This window comes from Arthrobacter sp. SDR-2R (assembly GCF_057747955.1).
In genome coordinates this window covers 69,169-85,097 of record NZ_CM173231.1, presented here as the reverse complement: position 1 = coordinate 85,097, position 15,929 = coordinate 69,169, and the positions used below count along the sequence as shown (strand labels likewise).

Here is a 15,929-nt window from a genome sequence, read left to right as displayed (position 1 = left end):
GTGATCGTTTGGTGCGTGCGGGTCATTCAGGCGTTGACGGTGTTGGGGGTGCTTTTGGTGGCTTCGTCGGCGAGCTCCCGTTCGCGCTTGCCCCAGGTTTCCCGGGTGGCGATGGCGGCCCAGAGGCCGATCAGGGCGTAGGCGCCGAAGAGCAGTGCCGGGCCCATCCAGCCGAAGCTGACGAACAGCAGGGTGGTGATGAACGGGGTGAAGCCGGAGACCATGGCGGAGATCTGGTAGGCCAGGCTGGCGCCGGAGGCGCGGGTGCGGGCCTGGAAGAGCTCGGGGAACCACGAGCCCTGGGCACCGGCGAGCGAGTTCTGGCAGACAGCGTACGAGATCACGATGGTGATGATGATGGCAATGAACAGGCCGGTGTTGACCAGCAGGAACATCGGGATGGCGAACAGTGCGGCAAAGGCGGTGGACCAGACGTACAGGGGGCGGCGCCCGATGCGGTCCGTCAGTGCTGCCCAGGCCTGGGTGGCGAAGATGCCGATGGCCGACGCGATGCAGAGGGCGATCAGGGTCTGGCTCTTGTCCGCCAGGTGCTGGCTGTTGATGTAGGAAATCATGTAGGTGATGGAGACGGCGTAGCCGGCGGTCTCGGCGATGCGCAGGCCGATGCCCTTGACGATGTTGCGCCAGTCAGTCTTGATGACCTCGACGATCGGGGCCTTGACGATGGTGCCGCTGTCCTTGACTTCATCGAAGACCGGGGACTCGGGAACCTTGGAACGGATGATGAGGCCCACGATCACCAGCAGGATGCTGGCGAGGAACGGGATGCGCCAGGCGAGTTCGTTGCCGAGCTGGACGCTGAAGAGGAAGGTCAGGTTGGCCAGCAGCAGGCCCACGGGGAAGCCGGCCTGGACGATCCCGGTGTACTTGCCCTTTGATTTCCAGGGGGCGTGCTCGTAGCTCATCAGGATGGCGCCGCCCCACTCCGCACCGAAGGCCAGGCCCTGGACGATGCGGACGAAGACGAGCAGTGCGGGGGCAAGCAGCCCCACCGCTGCGTAGGTGGGGAGCAGGCCGATGGCGAACGTGGCCAGGCCCATCAGGATCAGCGAGGCAACCAGGACGGGCTTGCGGCCCACCTTGTCACCAAGGTGGCCGCCGATGATGCCGCCCAGCGGACGGGCCGCAAAGCCGACGCCCAAGGTGGCGAAGGAGGCAAGCGTGCCGGTGACGGGATCGCTGCCGGGGAAGAACGCGGTGCCGAAGTACAGTGCGGCAGCGGTGCCGAAGCCGATGAAGTCATACGTCTCGATGACGGCCCCAACGCCGGATCCGATGGCAACTCGGCGGGCGTCCTTGGTGCCGTGCACCGGGCCGCGCATGGTCAGAGCATCTTTGCTCATGGTGGTTCCCTTTCGAAAAGCGGCTGAAGAAGTCCGCCGCTGTCGACTGTTAACAAACTGGTACGACCCAGTGTGACGCACATCATCTACACTGTCAACAGTCGACTTTCAGAGTTGACTGTTGACAGTTAACGCCACTACTGTGGTGTCCATCACTACCGCTCGGCACGATTCAAAGGATCAATGATGTTCCATTCCAGACTTGGGTGCTCATCCATCAGCTTCCGGCACCAGGACCTGGGCACTGCCCTGGGCACCATGAAGGGTCTTGGTTTCGAGGAGATCGATCTGGGCGCCCTGCCCGGGGTCTGCGACCACGTGCCGTACGAACTTGACGGGGCCGCCGTGGCGGCGGTGTCGCAGGAAGTCGTCGCCTCCGGTGTGCGGGTCCGTTCAGTGAATGGCGACATCGGGGACCTGAACGCAGTCCTCGACGCCGATGGGCAGGACGCCAGGCGGCGCCACCTGGACGCCCTGCTCACCCTCACGGCCAACATCGGGGCCAAAGCCCTGGTGCTGCCCTGCGGCGCCCTGGACCACAACCCGGTCCGGAGCGTCGAGGGAGACCTGGACCTCATTGCCGCGCAGCTCGCTGCTGCTGGCCGGCGCGCTGCAGAGTTCGGCGTCGAACTCTGGACCGAATCCCTGCACTTCCTGCGGTTCTGCTGGAACCTGGAACGTGCGGGACTGCTGGCCGACCGGCTGGCCGGATCCGGCGTCGGAATCGTCATGGACTTCAGCCACATCACCGCCGCCGGCGAGGACGTCCAGGCGTATCTTGACCGGCACCCCGGCCGCATCAGCCATGTCCACCTGCGCGACGCCGTGCCGGGGAACATCAACCTCAGCATCGGCAACGGCGAGGCCGACTTCGCCGGCGGCCTGAAGCGGCTGGCCGCGGACGGCTACACGGGCCACTTCTCCCTGGAACTGGAGACCCGGGACGTCACCCATGACGAACGCCCGGCCGCCGCCGCCAAGGCTGCAAGCTTCATCACCGACCTCATCTGAACTGAACAACCCAAGGAGCACCACCATGACCGCCATCCAGCGCACCGCCGTCCTCACCGGAGCAACTTCGGACCGGGGCATCGGCATCACCACCGCCCGCCGCTACGCCCGTGAGGGCTGGGGCATCGTCATCCTGGACCTTGACGGCGAGAAGTCCGCCAAGGTCGCAGCCGAAATCGGCAATGAATTCAACGTTCCCGCCTTCGGCCACGAGATCGACGTCGCCAACGAAGCCTCCGTCAGCGCAGCCCAGGCCGCCGTCGCCGCAGAGGTGGCCGCCGGCAACCTCCCGCCCGTCGGTGCCCTGGCCAACATCGCCGGCATCACCTCCCCGGTTCCGTTCCTGGAGACCACCCTTGAGCTGTGGCACAAGGTCATGGACGTCAACGCCACCGGCACCTACCTGGTGACCAAGGCGTTCCTGCCGGAAATGATCGAGAACGGCTGGGGCCGGATCGTGAACATGTCCTCCGTCTCCGCCCAGCGCGGCGGCGGCGTCTTTGGCAAGGTTCCCTACTCCGCCGCCAAGGCGGCCATCCTGGGATTCACCAAGGCCCTGGCCCGCGAACTGGGCGCCACCGGCGTCACCGTCAACGCCATCACCCCGGGTGCCGTGGACACCAACATCCGCGTGGGCAGCACCCAGGAGCAGGAAGCCGCCATCAACGCGGGCATCCCGCTGGGCCGGAACGCCACCACGGAAGAAGTGGCCTCCGTCATCACCTTCCTGTCCTCCGAGGACTCCGCCTACCTCACCGGCACCACCATCGACATCAACGGCGGCAGCCACATCCACTAGCAGCAACAGCTCCCAGACCACCCCGGATGCCGGAGAACCCCCATGACCAAAATCTTCAATGACCCCTCAGAGTTCGCCGAGGAGGCCCTGGCAGGCTTCTGCGACGTCCACTCCGACCTGGTCCGGCAGGTTCCCGGTGGCGCTGTCCGCCGGTACCGGCCGGCGCAGCCCAAGGTCGCCGTCCTGGCCGGCGGCGGCTCGGGGCACTACCCCGCCTTCGCCGGGCTGGTCGGCGCCGGCTTCGCCGACGGCGCGGTGGTGGGAAACATCTTCACCTCGCCATCGGCGCAGCAGGCCTACTCGGTGGCCAAGGCCGCGGAGTCCGGCGCCGGCGTCGTCTTCACCTACGGCAACTACGCCGGCGACGTGATGAACTTCGGCATGGCCAGCGAACGCCTGGCCGCCGAGGGCATCGCGGTGGAGAACGTCCTGGTGACGGACGACATCGCCAGCGCCCCGCCGTCGGAATCCGCCAAGCGCCGTGGCATCGCCGGTGACTTCACCGTGTTCAAAATAATGGGCGCCGCGGCCGACAACGGCGCGGACCTCGCGGAGGTGGTGCGGCTGGGCCGCAAGGCCAACGACCTGACGCGGACCATCGGCAGCGCGTTTGCCGGCTGCACCTTCCCGGGCGCCGACTCACCGCTGTTCACGCTGCCCGAAGGGCAGATGGGCCTGGGCCTGGGCATCCACGGCGAGCCCGGCCTGCACGACACGGACCTGCCTTCGGCGAAGGACCTCGGGCAGGAACTGGTGTCCCGGGTGCTCTCTGAAACGCCACCTCACGCCGGCAAGCGCATCGCCGTCATCCTCAACGGCCTCGGCTCCACGAAGCATGAGGAGCTCTTTGTCCTCTGGGGAGCCGTGGCGCCGCTGCTCCGCGCGGCCGGCTACACGCTGGTGATGCCCGAGGTGGGCGAGTTGGTGACCAGCCTGGACATGGCCGGCGTCTCGCTCACGGTCACCTGGCTGGATGAGGAACTTGAGCGGCTGTGGGTTGCCCCGGCAGAGACGCCCGCCTACCGCCGTGGCAACGCGGCCCTGGAGGCTGGGGCCCGTGGCGTCGAGGAAACGTCCGACGGCGGCGCGGCCGCTGCTTCGTTCGTCGCCACGGACGCCTCCCGCGAGTACGCCGCCGCCTGCGTTGCGGCCATTGAAGCCGCCCGCGCGTCCCTTCACGACGCTGAGGAACGGCTGGGACGGATGGATGCCATCGCCGGGGACGGCGACCACGGCCGGGGCATGGTGCGCGGCGTAGACGCGGCAGCCGCCGCGGCGTCGGACGCCCTGGCCGGCGGGGCCGGCGCCGGTGATGTGCTTGCCGCTGCCGGTGATGCCTGGGCGGACAAGGCCGGAGGCACCTCCGGCGTCCTGTGGGGAGCGGCGCTGCGTGCATTTGGCGAGACGCTGGGCAACTCTTCCGCGCCCGAACCCGGTGCCCTTGCGGCAGCCGTGTCTGCATTCGCTGACCGGATCATCCAGTTGGGCAAGGCCGAAACAGGCGACAAGACCATGGTGGATGCCCTGCTGCCCTTCGCCTCCGCCTTTAGCCGCGCAGTGGCCGAGGGCGTGGAAACGGGCCGTGCATGGCAGGAAGCCGCGCAGGAGTCCGCTGCTGCGGCGGAAGCCACCGCGGACCTCCTTCCGCTCAAGGGCCGTGCCCGCCCGCTGGCCGAGAAGAGCCTGGGCACGCCGGACCCCGGTGCAACCTCCCTGGCGATGGTCTTCGCCGTGATGGGGCCGCACTTCACCCGCGCAACCGCTGCCACTGTGCAGGCGTCAGCAAAGTAATGGCAACGAAAGGAAACACCATGGGGCTGCGGCTCATTGTCGGCGCGGACGAGGCCGGCGTCGATTACAAGGACAAGATCCTGGCGGACCTGCGCACCGACCCCCGGGTCAGCGAGGTCCTCGACATCGGCGTCAACCGAAGCGACGCCCCGGACGACTTCACCAGGCCCTACCCCTACGTGGGCATCACAGCCGGCGAGATGATCCGGGACGGTGCCGCTGACCGGGCCATCCTCTTCTGCGGCACCGGAATCGGCGTGGCGATCGCTGCGAACAAAGTGGACGGCATCCGCGCCACCGCTGCCCACGACTCCTTCTCCGTGGAACGCTCCATCCTGTCCAACGACTGCCAGGTGCTCACCATGGGCCAGCGCGTGGTGGGCATCGAGCTCGCACGGCGGCTTGCGAAGGAATGGATCGGCTACACGTTCGATCCGACGTCGGCCTCCGCCGGGAAGGTCAAGGTCCTCACCGACTTTGAGGGCTGCTAGCGCTGGCGCTGAAGCTGGGCGGGCTTACCCGTCCAGCTTCGCGCGGAGCCCTCCGATGATGACGTCGAGCCCGAAGTCGAACGCATGGTTGCCGCGCTCCGCCGGAGGGCCGGCATGGCTGACGGCACGCTTGAGCGTGGGATAGCCCTCCGCCGGCGGATCCCAGACGACGTCCGGCGCGGCCAGATCCAGGGCCGCGCCCAACGCAAAGCTGTCAATCGTGGAAATCGCCGACACCACGTCCCGGCCACGGAAACCGGCAGCCTCCAAGGCAAGCGCGAGGTCCTCGTAAAGCCCGATGACCTCGGGGTCGGTAATGGACTGGAGCACCATCAGGGGTGCCAGCCGCGGATGGCGGGCAAAGGCGTCCCGGTAGGCGCGGATCAGGATCCGCAGGGCACCTTCCCAGTCCTCATGGTCCACCGGCGGATACGGCTCCTCGGTGATGATGCGGTGCCTGAGCAGTTCCAGGATCTGGTCCCGTCCCGAGACGTGGTTGTAGATTGAGGACTGACTCACGCCGATCTTCCTGGCGAGTTTGGGAAAGCTGAAATCCCCGCTCTGGTCCACCAGTTCAAGTGCGGCCGTCGTGAGGGCCTCCACGGAAATCAATGGGAGGGGCGGGCGGCCCATCGGTTCTCCTCACTGCAGCTCTTGGACATCGGCTCCAGCCTAGCGGGCTGACACATATCCGCCCGTGCCGGCAAAACTATTGTGCTCTGGACCACTTGGTCCCATACTAAACGAAAGCCTTTCGTTTAAGTGGGCTTCAAGGAAAGGACAGAGCTGTGCCCGAGACCAAAACAAAACCAATTGCGCCGTCCGTGGATGGCGCACTCAAGCGCAATGCCCTGGGCACCGGAGGCATAGCCTTCCTGGTGATCTCGGCTGCGGCACCCCTGACAGTGATGGCGGGCGTGGCCCCGGTGGCGATCGGAGTAGCGGGCATCGGCGCCCCTGCCGGTTACCTCCTGGCGGGCATCGTCCTGACCCTCTTCGCCATCGGTTTCATGGCGATGACGCGCCACGTCAAAGCCTCCGGCGGCTTCTACACTTACATCTCGATTTCTTTGGGAAAGACCGTGGGGCTGGCGTCCGCCATCCTTGCGATCATCTCCTACAACTGCCTCCAGATCGGCGTCTACGGGCTCTTCGCCGTCCAGACGCATGACATGCTGCAGGTCCTCTTTGGGCTAGAGGTTCCGTGGCCCGCCATTGCCCTCATCGCCGTCGCGGCCGTCTGGTTCCTGGGATACCGGGGGATCGACGTGGGCGCCAAAGTCCTCGGCGTCCTCCTGGTCGCGGAAACAGGCATTCTCGGCGTGATGGGCGTGGGCATCCTCAGCAGCGGTGGCGCACACGGTATCAGCCTGGGCTCCTTCAGCCCCGGGCAGGCCTTTGGACCTGGCGTCCTGGCAATCCTGGGCATCTGCTTCGCCGCCTTCATGGGCTTTGAATCCACGGTGTTGTACCGCTCCGAAGCCCGCAACCCGGATCAGTCAGTTCCCCGCGCCATGTACATCGCGGTGGGCTTCATGTCCGTGTTCTATGCCTTCATCGTCTGGGCCGTCATCCAGGCCTTTGGCGACGACCAGGTGGTGGAAGCCGCTGGCGAACTGTCCGGCGGGATGTTCTTCCAGACCATAGGGCAGTATGTGGGACCCTGGGCTGAAACTGCCATGTACGTCCTGATCGTCACCAGCGTCTACGCATCACAACTGGCGTTCCACAACGCCATCAACCGCTATGTCTACATGCTGGCCAGGGACGGGGTCCTGCCGGCGTTCCTCGGCCGCACGCACCACCGGTTCAGGTCACCGCACCGTGCCGGGCAGCTGCAGACCCTGTTAGCAGCGGTGGTCATCACTGTCTGCGCCATCCTGAACGCGGACCCGTACCAGCAGCTCCTGATCTGGGTGAACACCCCGGGCATCTTCGGCATCGTGGGCCTCCAGGGGCTGGTGTCCGTGGCAGCATTCCTGTACCTCCGCCGGAACCCTGCTGCTGCCCGCAACAAACTCCTCGCCCCGCTCAGCCTCGTATCAGCGGTCCTGCTCTTCGGCGTCGTCATCCTCATCGCACTGAACATCGAACTCCTTACCGCGGCCGACGCCCTGACCAACACCATCCTGATCCTGGTTACGCCTGTGGTGTTCGCCGGGGGCCTGCTGGCCGCCCGGTGGCTGCGCCGCCGTCGTCCTGCCACCTTTGACCGCATTGGAAGCTTCGAAGCACATGAATGACATGAATGACATGAATCCTGACCTCATTATCCTTGCCGGCACAGTCCACACCATGGACGGGACACCCAACGGACCTGCGCCTCAGGCTGTAGCGGTCCGGGACGGGCACATCCAGGCGGTTGGAACGCGGCACGACGCGCAGTCCTGGGGTCCGGCCGAGGTCATCGATTTCGGTGACGCCGTCCTTACCCCGGGGTTGGTCGACTGCCACGTCCACCCCGTCATGGGCCTGGACATGACACGCGGCCGCGACCTCTCCGGCATCACGGACCTTGCCGCCGTGCGCGCCTTGCTGCGGGCAGAGGCGGCGGCAACGCCGGCGGGCGAATGGGTCCGCGGCTGGGGACTCGACCCAAATGCCTTCGGGTCAGCGCCGCCGCACCGGGAGCTGATCGACGACGTCGTGGCCGGCCGCCCGGCCGTGATCCGGCTGTTCGATGCCCATTCCGCCCTGGCGAGCACGGCGGCGCTGGAGACCGCCGGCATCACCGGGCCACGGCACTTCGACCAGGCAGCCGAAGTGGTCTGCGACGGCAGGGGGAACCCCACCGGTCTCCTGCTCGAAGCCGCGGCTTTGGACCTGGTCCTGAAACATATGCCCCAGGAGACTTTCCAGGAACGGAAGCGCCGGCTGGGTGAGCTCTTTGATTCGTTCTCCCGGGCAGGCCTGACAGGCATCCATGTCATGGACTGCGGGGAGGGAACCCTGGAGCTCCTTGCCGCCCTTGAGAACGATTTGGCCGGATGCGGCAGGGGCCTGCCGGTGCGCGTGCGGGTTTCGCCATGGTGCATGCCGGGAAGCGGGGAGGCCGACTGGCGGCGGCTGGTGGAGCAGGTCAGGACTGCTCGGGGCTCCCGGTGGGAAGTGGCCGGAATCAAGCTGTTCGTGGACGGCACGGTGGACAACGGCACGGCCTGGCTTTTTGAGCCCGACAGCCACGGCCAGTCCGTCGCACCCTTTTGGCCAAGCCCGGAGGAGTACAACCGGGCCATCAGGTTCTTCGCAAGCCAGGGCATTCCCACCGCAACCCATGCCATCGGTGACGCCGGCGTGGCGGCAGTGCTGGCAGCGTTCGAGGATCTTCCGGCGGACCTGCCCCGGGCTCCGCACCGGATCGAGCACCTTGAAACGGTCCCGGACGGACTCATCCAAAGGTTCGCCGGTTCCGGCCTGATCGCCAGCATGCAGCCCAGCCACTGCACCCACTATTCGCGCGCGGACCAGACGGACAACTGGTCAAGGCGGTTGGGAAAAGAACGGGCGGACCGTGGATGGCGGTCCGCTGACCTCCGGTCCGCAGGCGTAACGCTCGCGCTTGGCTCCGATTGGCCTGTCGCCCCCTTTCCGCCCCTTCCGATCCTCGCAGACGCGCAACTTCGGCGGCGGTCGGGCCACCCGGATGAACAGCCGATTGTGCCGGGCCAGGCGCTCACAGCACGCCAGGCGCTGGAAGGCTACACCTCGCACGCGGCCGAAGCTGCAGGGGAGCGGACGGTATCGGGCTCGGTAACGGTGGGCAAGCGCGCTGATTTCACCGTTTTCGACGTTGATCCACTGTCAACGGCCCCTGATGAGCTGGCGCAGGGTCACGTGCTGGCCACTGTGGTGAACGGCCTGCTGCAGCACTGTTCCGTGGGCGTCGCCGGCTAGCGGCGGCGGATTTTGCTCCAGGGGTTTTGCCCCAGCCCCCGCCGCGCGGGGGCTGGGCTTACGTGATCCCCCTTCCTAGACTGGGGTGATGATCACAGTCACCGGAAGTGTGGAAACCAACCTGTCCGCGGAGAAGGCCTTTGCCTTCATGAGTGAGTTCGAGAACACCCCCAAGTGGGACCCCAACACGCCCGTCATGGACAAAACCACCCCGGGGCCGGTGGCCGTGGGGCACAAGTACCATGCCGAGTCCGAGTTCCGGGGGAAGCGCCAGACCCTGGTCTACGAGGTCATCGAGCTGACCGACAACCACATCAAGCTGCGCGGCGAGAACAAAACTGTGACTTCCTTCGATTCCATCGACGTCACCCCCAACGGGACCGGTTCGGTGGTGAAGTACACGGCCGAGTTCAGCATCAAGGGACCGGCCAAGATCATCCAGCCCCTCCTGAAGCCCGCCTTCATGTCGCTGCGGGATCCGGCGCTGAACGGCATCCGGGACACCCTCAACGCGCTGGCAGCAGCCTGACGGCTTCGAAAAACTCCCTGATCTCATGGCGGGGGTCGGCTTCAAGCCGGGACTCGCCGTCGAGCACCATGGTGCGCCGCTGCCCTCCAACTCCCGGCCACGGAAGGCGTTCCGTGCCAGGTGACCCGGTTCCGGCGAAGGCCGCCCAGGCCCGGCTCATGGCGTCGCTGAGGGGCGCCGGTGCCTTGCCCCGTGTGAGGAAGGCGGCCTCCGGCGCGTCCAGGTGCCGGAAGACGAATGGGATGTCCAGGGCGTGGCAGGCACCCAGTTTCCCGCCCATGGCCGGGCTGCGCCATGTGAACAGGTAGGCGAAGTCCTTCCCGGCGGCTCCTTCACCGGTCGCTCCGTGGGCCAACCGGCCTGCGGCAGCCGCCTGCCTCGCGTCCAGCAGCCGGTTGCTGGGCTGGCGGTAAAGGGAATCCGCGATGGCGGCTTCCAGGAGTTCCTTGCCTGACGGTTCCCTGCCCAGCACCCTGGTGAGCGCCTCCGTATAGCCGGGGGCAAGCGCCGGCGGCACCCCCGCTCCGCACAGCACGGCGGCTGCACGGTCCGGGTAGCCCGGGTCCGACCCCGTGTCCGGGCGCATCTCGACGGCGAATGAGCCCTCGTTCAGGTTGGTGCCGATCAGCAGGTCCACCCCGAAGTTGACCCCGTTGCCGATACTTTCCAGCGGTGGCAACGGAAGCGACGGCGTGCCCACCGTGGGCTGGAATGGCAATGGAACCGCGAAGGACTCCGCCGCAGCACGCTTTTCCAGGGCGGCCTGCGCTTCCAGCAGCCGCTCCACAGGGAGGGTCAGCAGTTGGTTGGCGGAGGAGGCATCCAGACCACACAACTCAAGGAATGTGGCGCTGATCCGCGCCGAGTCCTCCGGCCGGCGGCAGCGCTCGGCCGTGCCGCTTTGCATGATGGCCCGGCGGAAGAGCCCTTCCGACGCCGGCATGCCCAGCAGGGTGCCGATGGCTGCGGCGCCTGCGGACTCCCCGAAGATGGTCACGTTGTGCGGGTCGCCGCCGAAGGCGCCGATGTTGCGGCGGATCCAGCGCAGGGCCTCCAGCTGGTCCAGCAGGGCGAGGTTGGACGAATCGGCGTAACCGGGCCCCAGCAGGTCCGCCAGGTGCAGGAAACCCAGCGCGCCCAGGCGGTAGTTGATGGATACCAGCACCACGCCCGCCGCAGCCGCCAGCCGGGCGCCGTCGTACATTGCGTCACTGTTGGCGCCCATGAGGTAGGCGCCGCCATGGATCCATACCATTACGGGCCTGGCCGGGCCTTCCGTTGCCGGCGTCCAGATGTTCAGGTTGAGGCAAGCCTCTTCGCTCCAGGTGCGCGGCGTAGTGCCGGGAGGGGCATGGGACTCGGGATTCTGGGGCGCGGCGGGGCCAGGTGCGGTGCAATCAAGCACCCCGCTCCATGGCGATACCGGTACCGGCGGGCGGAATCGGTTGCTTCCCGACGGCGGCTCCGCGTAGGGGATGCCAAGGAACCGGTGGACGGTGGTCCCGTCAGTCTCAAATGAATTGCCCAGGACGGATCCGTCCGGAGTGGAGAGGGGCGTCATGGTTGACAGGTTACGACACGGGCGAAGGTAGGCTGGCATCACCGTTCGGCAGTGGGCGGCCACAGAGGTGTGGCTTTTAACCAATGTCCGGGAGGTAAGACGCGTGCTCCATGCCGGCGTGCCTGAAGACGAGGATTTTGCAGACGTTGCCCTGCATCTCCAGGAGTCCTTCCTGCAGAACCCTGAAGTTGAGGCATTTCTCCAGGATCTTGCAGCCTACGCGGTGGCCCGGCTTGGCGGGGAGGGGCACGTGTGCTCCTGCGAAATCGTGGTGCTGCGGCCCAAAAAACCCGCGGCATGTGCCAGCAGCCACCGCAGTGCACAACTCCTCTGCCAGCTGGAGGCCACGCTTGGCGATGGTCCCGGCGCCACGGCCATGCGGGCAGGAAAGACAGTGCTGGTTTCCGACCTCCGGCGCGAAGACCGCTGGCCGGAGTACGTCCACGCTGTCCAGGAGCAGGGCTTCCGCTCGGTATTGAGTATCCCCGCGCTGCTGGAAGGCGATTCCCAGGGCGTGATTACGTTCCACTGTTCACAGCCCCTCGTCTTTGGCAGCCATGGCATCGGTGCCGCGGAAGCGTTTGTCCGGCAGGCCTCCAATGGGCTGACACTTGCCCTGCGGATGCTGAAGCTGGAAGAGACCAGGGACGGCATGAGCGCCGCCATGCAGACGCGTACCGTGATCGACCTGGCAACCGGGGCCATCATGGCGCAGAACCGGTGCAGCCAGGCTGCGGCCTTCAAGCTGCTGCGGGACGCGTCCAGCACGCGGAACATGAAACTCCGGGATGTTGCGGCCGCCGTCGTCGCGTCAGTCGCCGGCGCCGCGGACACCTTCACCTACTTCGACGAGTAGGGATCCTTCCGTTCCGGGTCACGGTGTTCCGGCTGCAGGGTGGAAAGGGCGGAACCGCTGAGCGGAGCCCGTAGCGGCAGGCCTTCGGAAGCGCAGTGTTCGTTGACAGCCTGCGCCAGTGCGTCGCGTTCCTTCGTTGAAAGGGCGGCTTCGCCTGCGCAGTAGTCCCGGATGAGCTGTTCAGAGGCGTCCCCGCCCAGCCCAACGAACTCCAGCCACAGCTGTGCCAGATCCAGCCGGTACTCCTTTATCAGAGCGCCGGTCAGGGCCTGCTGGTCCACGGCATCCATCGTCACGTCCTTGCCTTTGGTTGCACTCCTACGGTTGGGATTCGGAACCGGCGGCACCGTGGATGGGAAATGATCCAGGAAAATCCACAAGGGGAATTGACCCAGGCAGGCCGTGGGACCTTTGCCCCTAGGCAGGCAACTCCCGGAAGCAGTCAACTGGAGTGTCCGGAGCCGGCGAGTACACCCGGCGAGCACAACAGGAGGCAGAGACCATGGGCGCATGTGATGTCTGCGGCAGCAGCGAGGGCCGCATGTTCACCGTCAATATGGGGAACCAGACAGGCACGTTCGACAGCTTCGAATGCGCCATCCACATGATGGCTCCCGCATGTGAGCACTGCGGTTGCCGGATCCTGGGCCACCCCGTGGAAAGCCAAGCAGGCATCTACTGCTGCCTGCACTGTGCCAAGGAAGCAGGGAATCCCCACCAGGCCGCCAAACCTGAGCACTCCACGGTGGCCGTTCCGGCACACGGTGCATCAGCGGGCCAGGCCTAGTCCCGCCGGCACCACCGCAACAGGAAAAGGGAAGCCGTGGCCGGTAACGGAAGCTTCAGGATCGTGGTGGGCGTGGACGGTTCCGACCAGTCCCGGTCGGCAATGGACTGGGCCATCGAGGAGTCCAGGCTGCGCAAAGGTGAGGTCCAGGCGTTGACCGCCTGGAGCTTCCCTTATGTCAGCGATGCCCTGGGCACCGCCTGGGACTACGAGATCTTCCAGAAGGACGCCCAAGCGATCCTGGAGGCGGAGCTTGAACGCATCAAGGACCAGGGCGTGACGATCACAGGACGGGTCGTGGAAGGCAACCCGGCAGCGGCACTCATTGACGCCTCCCGCGATGCCGACCTGGTTGTCGTCGGCTCCCGGGGCCATGGCGGATTTACCGGCATGCTGCTCGGCTCTGTATCCCACCAGACCATCCACCATGCGCACTGCCCGGTACTGGTCATCCGCGAGCCTGCCGCAGATTAGGACGGACCTTCCACCTTTCGGTGAATGGAAAGTGTCGTCGTGTGATGCTGCCTGCGCTGCAAGGCTTGCAGGATGGACATGATTCGGATTGAACCCCGGTGCCGCGTGATTGTCGACAACGACTGGGCCGGCGACCCCGACGGCCTGCTTGGACTGGCCCACCATGCCCTGTCCCCGGCAAACAGGATCGCAGCCGTCACAAGTTCCCTGACGAATCCGATGTTCGGGCTGCCGGAGGGCAGATCCCAGCGGGGCGCCTGCCTGGCCGGGGAACTGCTCCGGGTGCTCGAGCGCCCCGAACCGGCGGCGGTGCATCCCGGACCGGACAGCCCTTTTACCGGCCAACCACGGAGCTCCGCTGCGGCGGGCGCGATCATTGAAACCGCAATGACCGCGGATGACCTGCCCTTGATTCTGGTGTGCGCCGGTCCGCTCACCAATGTTGCGGACGCGCTCCTGCTGGAGCCGGGCATCGCCCGGTTGCTGACGCTTGCCTGGGTCGGCGGAGCCGCCCGGAACGACGACGAGTACAACTACTTCACGGACCCCGCCGCTGCGGACTTCGTGCTGGCGAACCAGGAGCTCGCAGTCTGGCAGTTCCCCGCCGAAACGTACCGGCAGATGGTGGCGTCCGTCGCGGAACTCGATCATGCCTTCAGGGTTGCCGGCCCGGCCGGCGAGTGGCTGTGGGAGCACTTCAACAGTCTTGAGGTGCCGGACTTCGTGAAATTCGGGCCGGTGTGGTGCCTTGGAGACAGTGCACCCCTGGTGGTCACCGGGCTGGATGACGTCACCTCGGTGTTCACCGAAACGTCCGCGAGGCCGTCCCGCCGGATTTATACGGGTGTGGACAGCCGGTTGGTTCTTGCGGACTTCTTTGCGAAGCTGCACCTGCACGCCCGGCGGCCGTAGACAAGGGCAAAAGGCCTGCGGCAGAGGAATGGCCCGGACTTCCATGGGAAGTCCGGGCCATTATGAACCACGCTTAAGCGGGTTGCGGTGCCCCGGCCCCGGCGTGCTCCCTGGCCAGGTTCCCCAGCCAGCGTGCGCTGTCCTTCGGCGTCCGCTCCTGCGTGGAGCGGTCCACGGCGATCAGGCCAAACTTGGGCCCGTAGCCGAAGATCCACTCGAAGTTGTCGAACGCGGTCCAGGCGATGTACCCGCGGACATCGATGCCGTCCGCAAGGCAGGAAGCAACCCCGTCGACGGCCGTCCGCAGGTACGCCACCCGCTGCGTGTCATCCTCGGTGGCCAGGCCGTTCTCCGTGACGATCACGGGGATCCCGGCGATCCGCTGGGCCTCGCGGATGGTGGCCTCCAGTGCCTGGGGATAGATTTCCTCGCCCATCTGGTTGGTGGGCACGCCCTCCGGTGCGGGCGCATGGCCATCGGGGCCGTACACGGTGCGCCCGTAAGTCTGGATGCCCACGAAGTCGTCACCCCGGGAGGCTTTGAGGAAGCGTTCGTTGACGTCCCGGCGCACCCGGTCTGCAATCCCTTCGCCACCGGGCAGCGCCTGGATATCGGAGTTTGCGAGGGTCCACCCCACCTGGAGGTCCGGGCGATGGGCTTTGATGGCCTTGGTGGCGGCCCGGTGCGCCGCCACCTTGACCTGGAACCCCGCCTCCGTGGAGCAGAACTGGAACGGGGCAACAGTGCTGGCATCCACGCCCAGGCGCTGGGCGGCGGCCGCCCAGATGGGCACCGAACCGCGGTTCTCCGGGGCTTCCCCGCCGATGCCGAATGACTCCAGCAGCCAAGGGAGGTTCGGCTCGTTCAGGGTGCAGGCGACGCCGATCAGGTCACCCAGGTGGGCCATGACCCGGTCGCAGTAGCGTGCGAAGAGTTCGGGCGTCCGGCTGCCCTCCCAGCCGCCGATCCGGAGGAGCCACAGCGGCGACGTGAAGTGGTGGAACGTGACCACCGGGGTGAGTCCATGTTCGTGGCAGGCTTCCAGCACCCGCTTGTAGTGGTCCAGCGCAGCCACCGAGAACTGGCCTTCCTCCGGTTCGATCCGGGCCCATTCAACGGAGAACCGGTAGCTGTTAAAACCGAGGCCGGCGATCAGTGCGATGTCCTCGCGGTAGCGGTGGTAGTGGTCCACGGCGTCCCCGGACGGCTCCGCGAAGATCGTTCCGGGAAGGTGCTCCAGGAACCAGGTATCGCTGTTGACGTTGTTGCCTTCCACCTGGTGGCCGGCGGTGGCCACGCCCCAAAGGAAGTCGCGGGGGAACGGGTTGGTCATGGGGTTCCTTTCGTGATGGACGCGTGCAGGCGTCCGAGGCTTCGTTGCCTTCCATCCATCCTTCCGCCCGGCGTGACCGCCGCCACAATACCTTTTCAATCAATGACATTGTCATGTTTGGCGCCTG

At 66.4% G+C, this 15,929-nt stretch carries 16 protein-coding genes; 11 read left to right on the top strand and 5 right to left on the bottom strand.

Annotation, left to right across the window (positions count from 1 at the left end):
* Positions 1 to 26: 26 nt before the first annotated feature.
* Positions 27 to 1,364, bottom strand: a complete 1,338-nt coding sequence (locus AC3ANU_RS00390; protein WP_018770890.1) for an MFS transporter — start codon at positions 1,362 to 1,364, stop codon at positions 27 to 29.
* A 186-nt stretch (positions 1,365 to 1,550) separates the two neighbouring features.
* Between AC3ANU_RS00390 and AC3ANU_RS00385 the strand changes: the two genes are divergently transcribed.
* Genes AC3ANU_RS00385 through AC3ANU_RS00370 form a run of 4 tightly spaced genes read left to right on the top strand, consistent with a single transcriptional unit; the run spans position 1,551 to position 5,456 of the window.
* Complete coding sequence (locus tag AC3ANU_RS00385; RefSeq protein ID WP_056388308.1) at positions 1,551 to 2,375, top strand: sugar phosphate isomerase/epimerase family protein; 825 nt, start codon at positions 1,551 to 1,553, stop codon at positions 2,373 to 2,375.
* A 25-nt stretch (positions 2,376 to 2,400) separates the two neighbouring features.
* Positions 2,401 to 3,174: an SDR family oxidoreductase gene (locus tag AC3ANU_RS00380; protein WP_134165266.1), complete on the top strand. Its 774-nt coding sequence runs from the start codon at positions 2,401 to 2,403 to the stop codon at positions 3,172 to 3,174.
* 42 nt (positions 3,175 to 3,216) lie between these two features.
* A complete protein-coding gene (locus AC3ANU_RS00375; RefSeq protein ID WP_488315218.1) occupies positions 3,217 to 4,965 on the top strand; it encodes a dihydroxyacetone kinase family protein in 1,749 nt (582 codons plus the stop codon).
* Complete coding sequence (locus tag AC3ANU_RS00370) at positions 4,965 to 5,456, top strand: RpiB/LacA/LacB family sugar-phosphate isomerase (protein ID WP_026266011.1); 492 nt, start codon at positions 4,965 to 4,967, stop codon at positions 5,454 to 5,456. The genes AC3ANU_RS00375 and AC3ANU_RS00370 overlap by 1 nt, the downstream gene beginning before the upstream one ends.
* A gap of 24 nt (positions 5,457 to 5,480) precedes the next feature.
* Here the strand turns inward: AC3ANU_RS00370 and AC3ANU_RS00365 are convergent, their stop codons facing one another.
* Positions 5,481 to 6,089, bottom strand: a complete 609-nt coding sequence (locus AC3ANU_RS00365) for a TetR/AcrR family transcriptional regulator (RefSeq protein ID WP_018770885.1) — start codon at positions 6,087 to 6,089, stop codon at positions 5,481 to 5,483.
* A 155-nt stretch (positions 6,090 to 6,244) separates the two neighbouring features.
* On the opposite strand from AC3ANU_RS00365, the gene AC3ANU_RS00360 reads away from it, so the two are divergent.
* From AC3ANU_RS00360 to AC3ANU_RS00350, 3 genes are all read left to right on the top strand, one after another.
* Complete coding sequence (locus tag AC3ANU_RS00360; protein ID WP_144600951.1) at positions 6,245 to 7,699, top strand: APC family permease; 1,455 nt, start codon at positions 6,245 to 6,247, stop codon at positions 7,697 to 7,699.
* Between the two features lies 1 nt (position 7,700).
* Complete coding sequence (locus AC3ANU_RS00355) at positions 7,701 to 9,350, top strand: amidohydrolase (protein WP_268003472.1); 1,650 nt, start codon at positions 7,701 to 7,703, stop codon at positions 9,348 to 9,350.
* An 88-nt stretch (positions 9,351 to 9,438) separates the two neighbouring features.
* Entirely contained in the window at positions 9,439 to 9,879 is a 441-nt protein-coding gene (locus AC3ANU_RS00350) for an SRPBCC family protein (protein WP_018770882.1), read from the top strand.
* Here the strand turns inward: AC3ANU_RS00350 and AC3ANU_RS00345 are convergent.
* Complete coding sequence (locus AC3ANU_RS00345) at positions 9,857 to 11,440, bottom strand: carboxylesterase/lipase family protein (protein ID WP_488315217.1); 1,584 nt, start codon at positions 11,438 to 11,440, stop codon at positions 9,857 to 9,859. The genes AC3ANU_RS00350 and AC3ANU_RS00345 overlap by 23 nt on opposite strands.
* 118 nt (positions 11,441 to 11,558) lie before the next feature.
* Between AC3ANU_RS00345 and AC3ANU_RS00340 the strand changes: the two genes are divergently transcribed.
* On the top strand, positions 11,559 to 12,296 hold the full coding sequence (locus AC3ANU_RS00340) for a GAF and ANTAR domain-containing protein (RefSeq protein ID WP_488315216.1): 738 nt from the start codon (positions 11,559 to 11,561) through the stop codon (positions 12,294 to 12,296).
* Here AC3ANU_RS00340 and AC3ANU_RS00335 read toward each other — a convergent pair.
* Positions 12,281 to 12,586 carry a hypothetical protein gene (locus tag AC3ANU_RS00335; protein WP_018770879.1) on the bottom strand — a complete coding sequence of 102 codons (306 nt, stop codon included), beginning with the start codon at positions 12,584 to 12,586 and terminating at the stop codon, positions 12,281 to 12,283. The genes AC3ANU_RS00340 and AC3ANU_RS00335 overlap by 16 nt on opposite strands.
* Positions 12,587 to 12,798: 212 nt before the next feature.
* Between AC3ANU_RS00335 and AC3ANU_RS00330 the strand changes: the two genes are divergently transcribed.
* The 3 genes from AC3ANU_RS00330 to AC3ANU_RS00320 all read left to right on the top strand — a co-directional run bounded on the left by AC3ANU_RS00330 (position 12,799) and on the right by AC3ANU_RS00320 (position 14,469).
* Positions 12,799 to 13,083 carry a hypothetical protein gene (locus AC3ANU_RS00330; RefSeq protein WP_144600947.1) on the top strand — a complete coding sequence of 95 codons (285 nt, stop codon included), beginning with the start codon at positions 12,799 to 12,801 and terminating at the stop codon, positions 13,081 to 13,083.
* Positions 13,084 to 13,119: 36 nt separating this feature from the next.
* Positions 13,120 to 13,557 carry a universal stress protein gene (locus AC3ANU_RS00325; RefSeq protein WP_018770877.1) on the top strand — a complete coding sequence of 146 codons (438 nt, stop codon included), beginning with the start codon at positions 13,120 to 13,122 and terminating at the stop codon, positions 13,555 to 13,557.
* 78 nt (positions 13,558 to 13,635) lie between these two features.
* Positions 13,636 to 14,469: a nucleoside hydrolase gene (locus AC3ANU_RS00320; protein WP_268002461.1), complete on the top strand. Its 834-nt coding sequence runs from the start codon at positions 13,636 to 13,638 to the stop codon at positions 14,467 to 14,469.
* A gap of 73 nt (positions 14,470 to 14,542) precedes the next feature.
* Here the strand turns inward: AC3ANU_RS00320 and AC3ANU_RS00315 are convergent, their stop codons facing one another.
* A complete protein-coding gene (locus AC3ANU_RS00315; RefSeq protein WP_488315215.1) occupies positions 14,543 to 15,802 on the bottom strand; it encodes a glycoside hydrolase family 1 protein in 1,260 nt (419 codons plus the stop codon).
* Positions 15,803 to 15,929: the final 127 nt, after the last annotated feature.

Excerpts from the sequence above, each read along its gene's own strand:
- AC3ANU_RS00345 (WP_488315217.1), bottom strand. The coding sequence starts at position 11,440 with ATGACGCCCCTCTCCACTCCGGACGGATCCGTCCTGGGCAATTCATTT.
- AC3ANU_RS00365 (WP_018770885.1), bottom strand. The coding sequence starts at position 6,089 with ATGGGCCGCCCGCCCCTCCCATTGATTTCCGTGGAGGCCCTCACGACG.
- AC3ANU_RS00390 (WP_018770890.1), bottom strand. The coding sequence starts at position 1,364 with ATGAGCAAAGATGCTCTGACCATGCGCGGCCCGGTGCACGGCACCAAG.
- AC3ANU_RS00380 (WP_134165266.1), top strand. The coding sequence starts at position 2,401 with ATGACCGCCATCCAGCGCACCGCCGTCCTCACCGGAGCAACTTCGGAC.
- AC3ANU_RS00355 (WP_268003472.1), top strand. The coding sequence starts at position 7,701 with ATGAATGACATGAATCCTGACCTCATTATCCTTGCCGGCACAGTCCAC.
- AC3ANU_RS00350 (WP_018770882.1), top strand. The coding sequence starts at position 9,439 with ATGATCACAGTCACCGGAAGTGTGGAAACCAACCTGTCCGCGGAGAAG.
- AC3ANU_RS00315 (WP_488315215.1), bottom strand. The coding sequence starts at position 15,802 with ATGACCAACCCGTTCCCCCGCGACTTCCTTTGGGGCGTGGCCACCGCC.
- AC3ANU_RS00330 (WP_144600947.1), top strand. The coding sequence starts at position 12,799 with ATGGGCGCATGTGATGTCTGCGGCAGCAGCGAGGGCCGCATGTTCACC.
- AC3ANU_RS00385 (WP_056388308.1), top strand. The coding sequence starts at position 1,551 with ATGTTCCATTCCAGACTTGGGTGCTCATCCATCAGCTTCCGGCACCAG.
- AC3ANU_RS00375 (WP_488315218.1), top strand. The coding sequence starts at position 3,217 with ATGACCAAAATCTTCAATGACCCCTCAGAGTTCGCCGAGGAGGCCCTG.
- AC3ANU_RS00335 (WP_018770879.1), bottom strand. The coding sequence starts at position 12,586 with ATGGATGCCGTGGACCAGCAGGCCCTGACCGGCGCTCTGATAAAGGAG.
- AC3ANU_RS00370 (WP_026266011.1), top strand. The coding sequence starts at position 4,965 with ATGGCAACGAAAGGAAACACCATGGGGCTGCGGCTCATTGTCGGCGCG.
- AC3ANU_RS00320 (WP_268002461.1), top strand. The coding sequence starts at position 13,636 with ATGATTCGGATTGAACCCCGGTGCCGCGTGATTGTCGACAACGACTGG.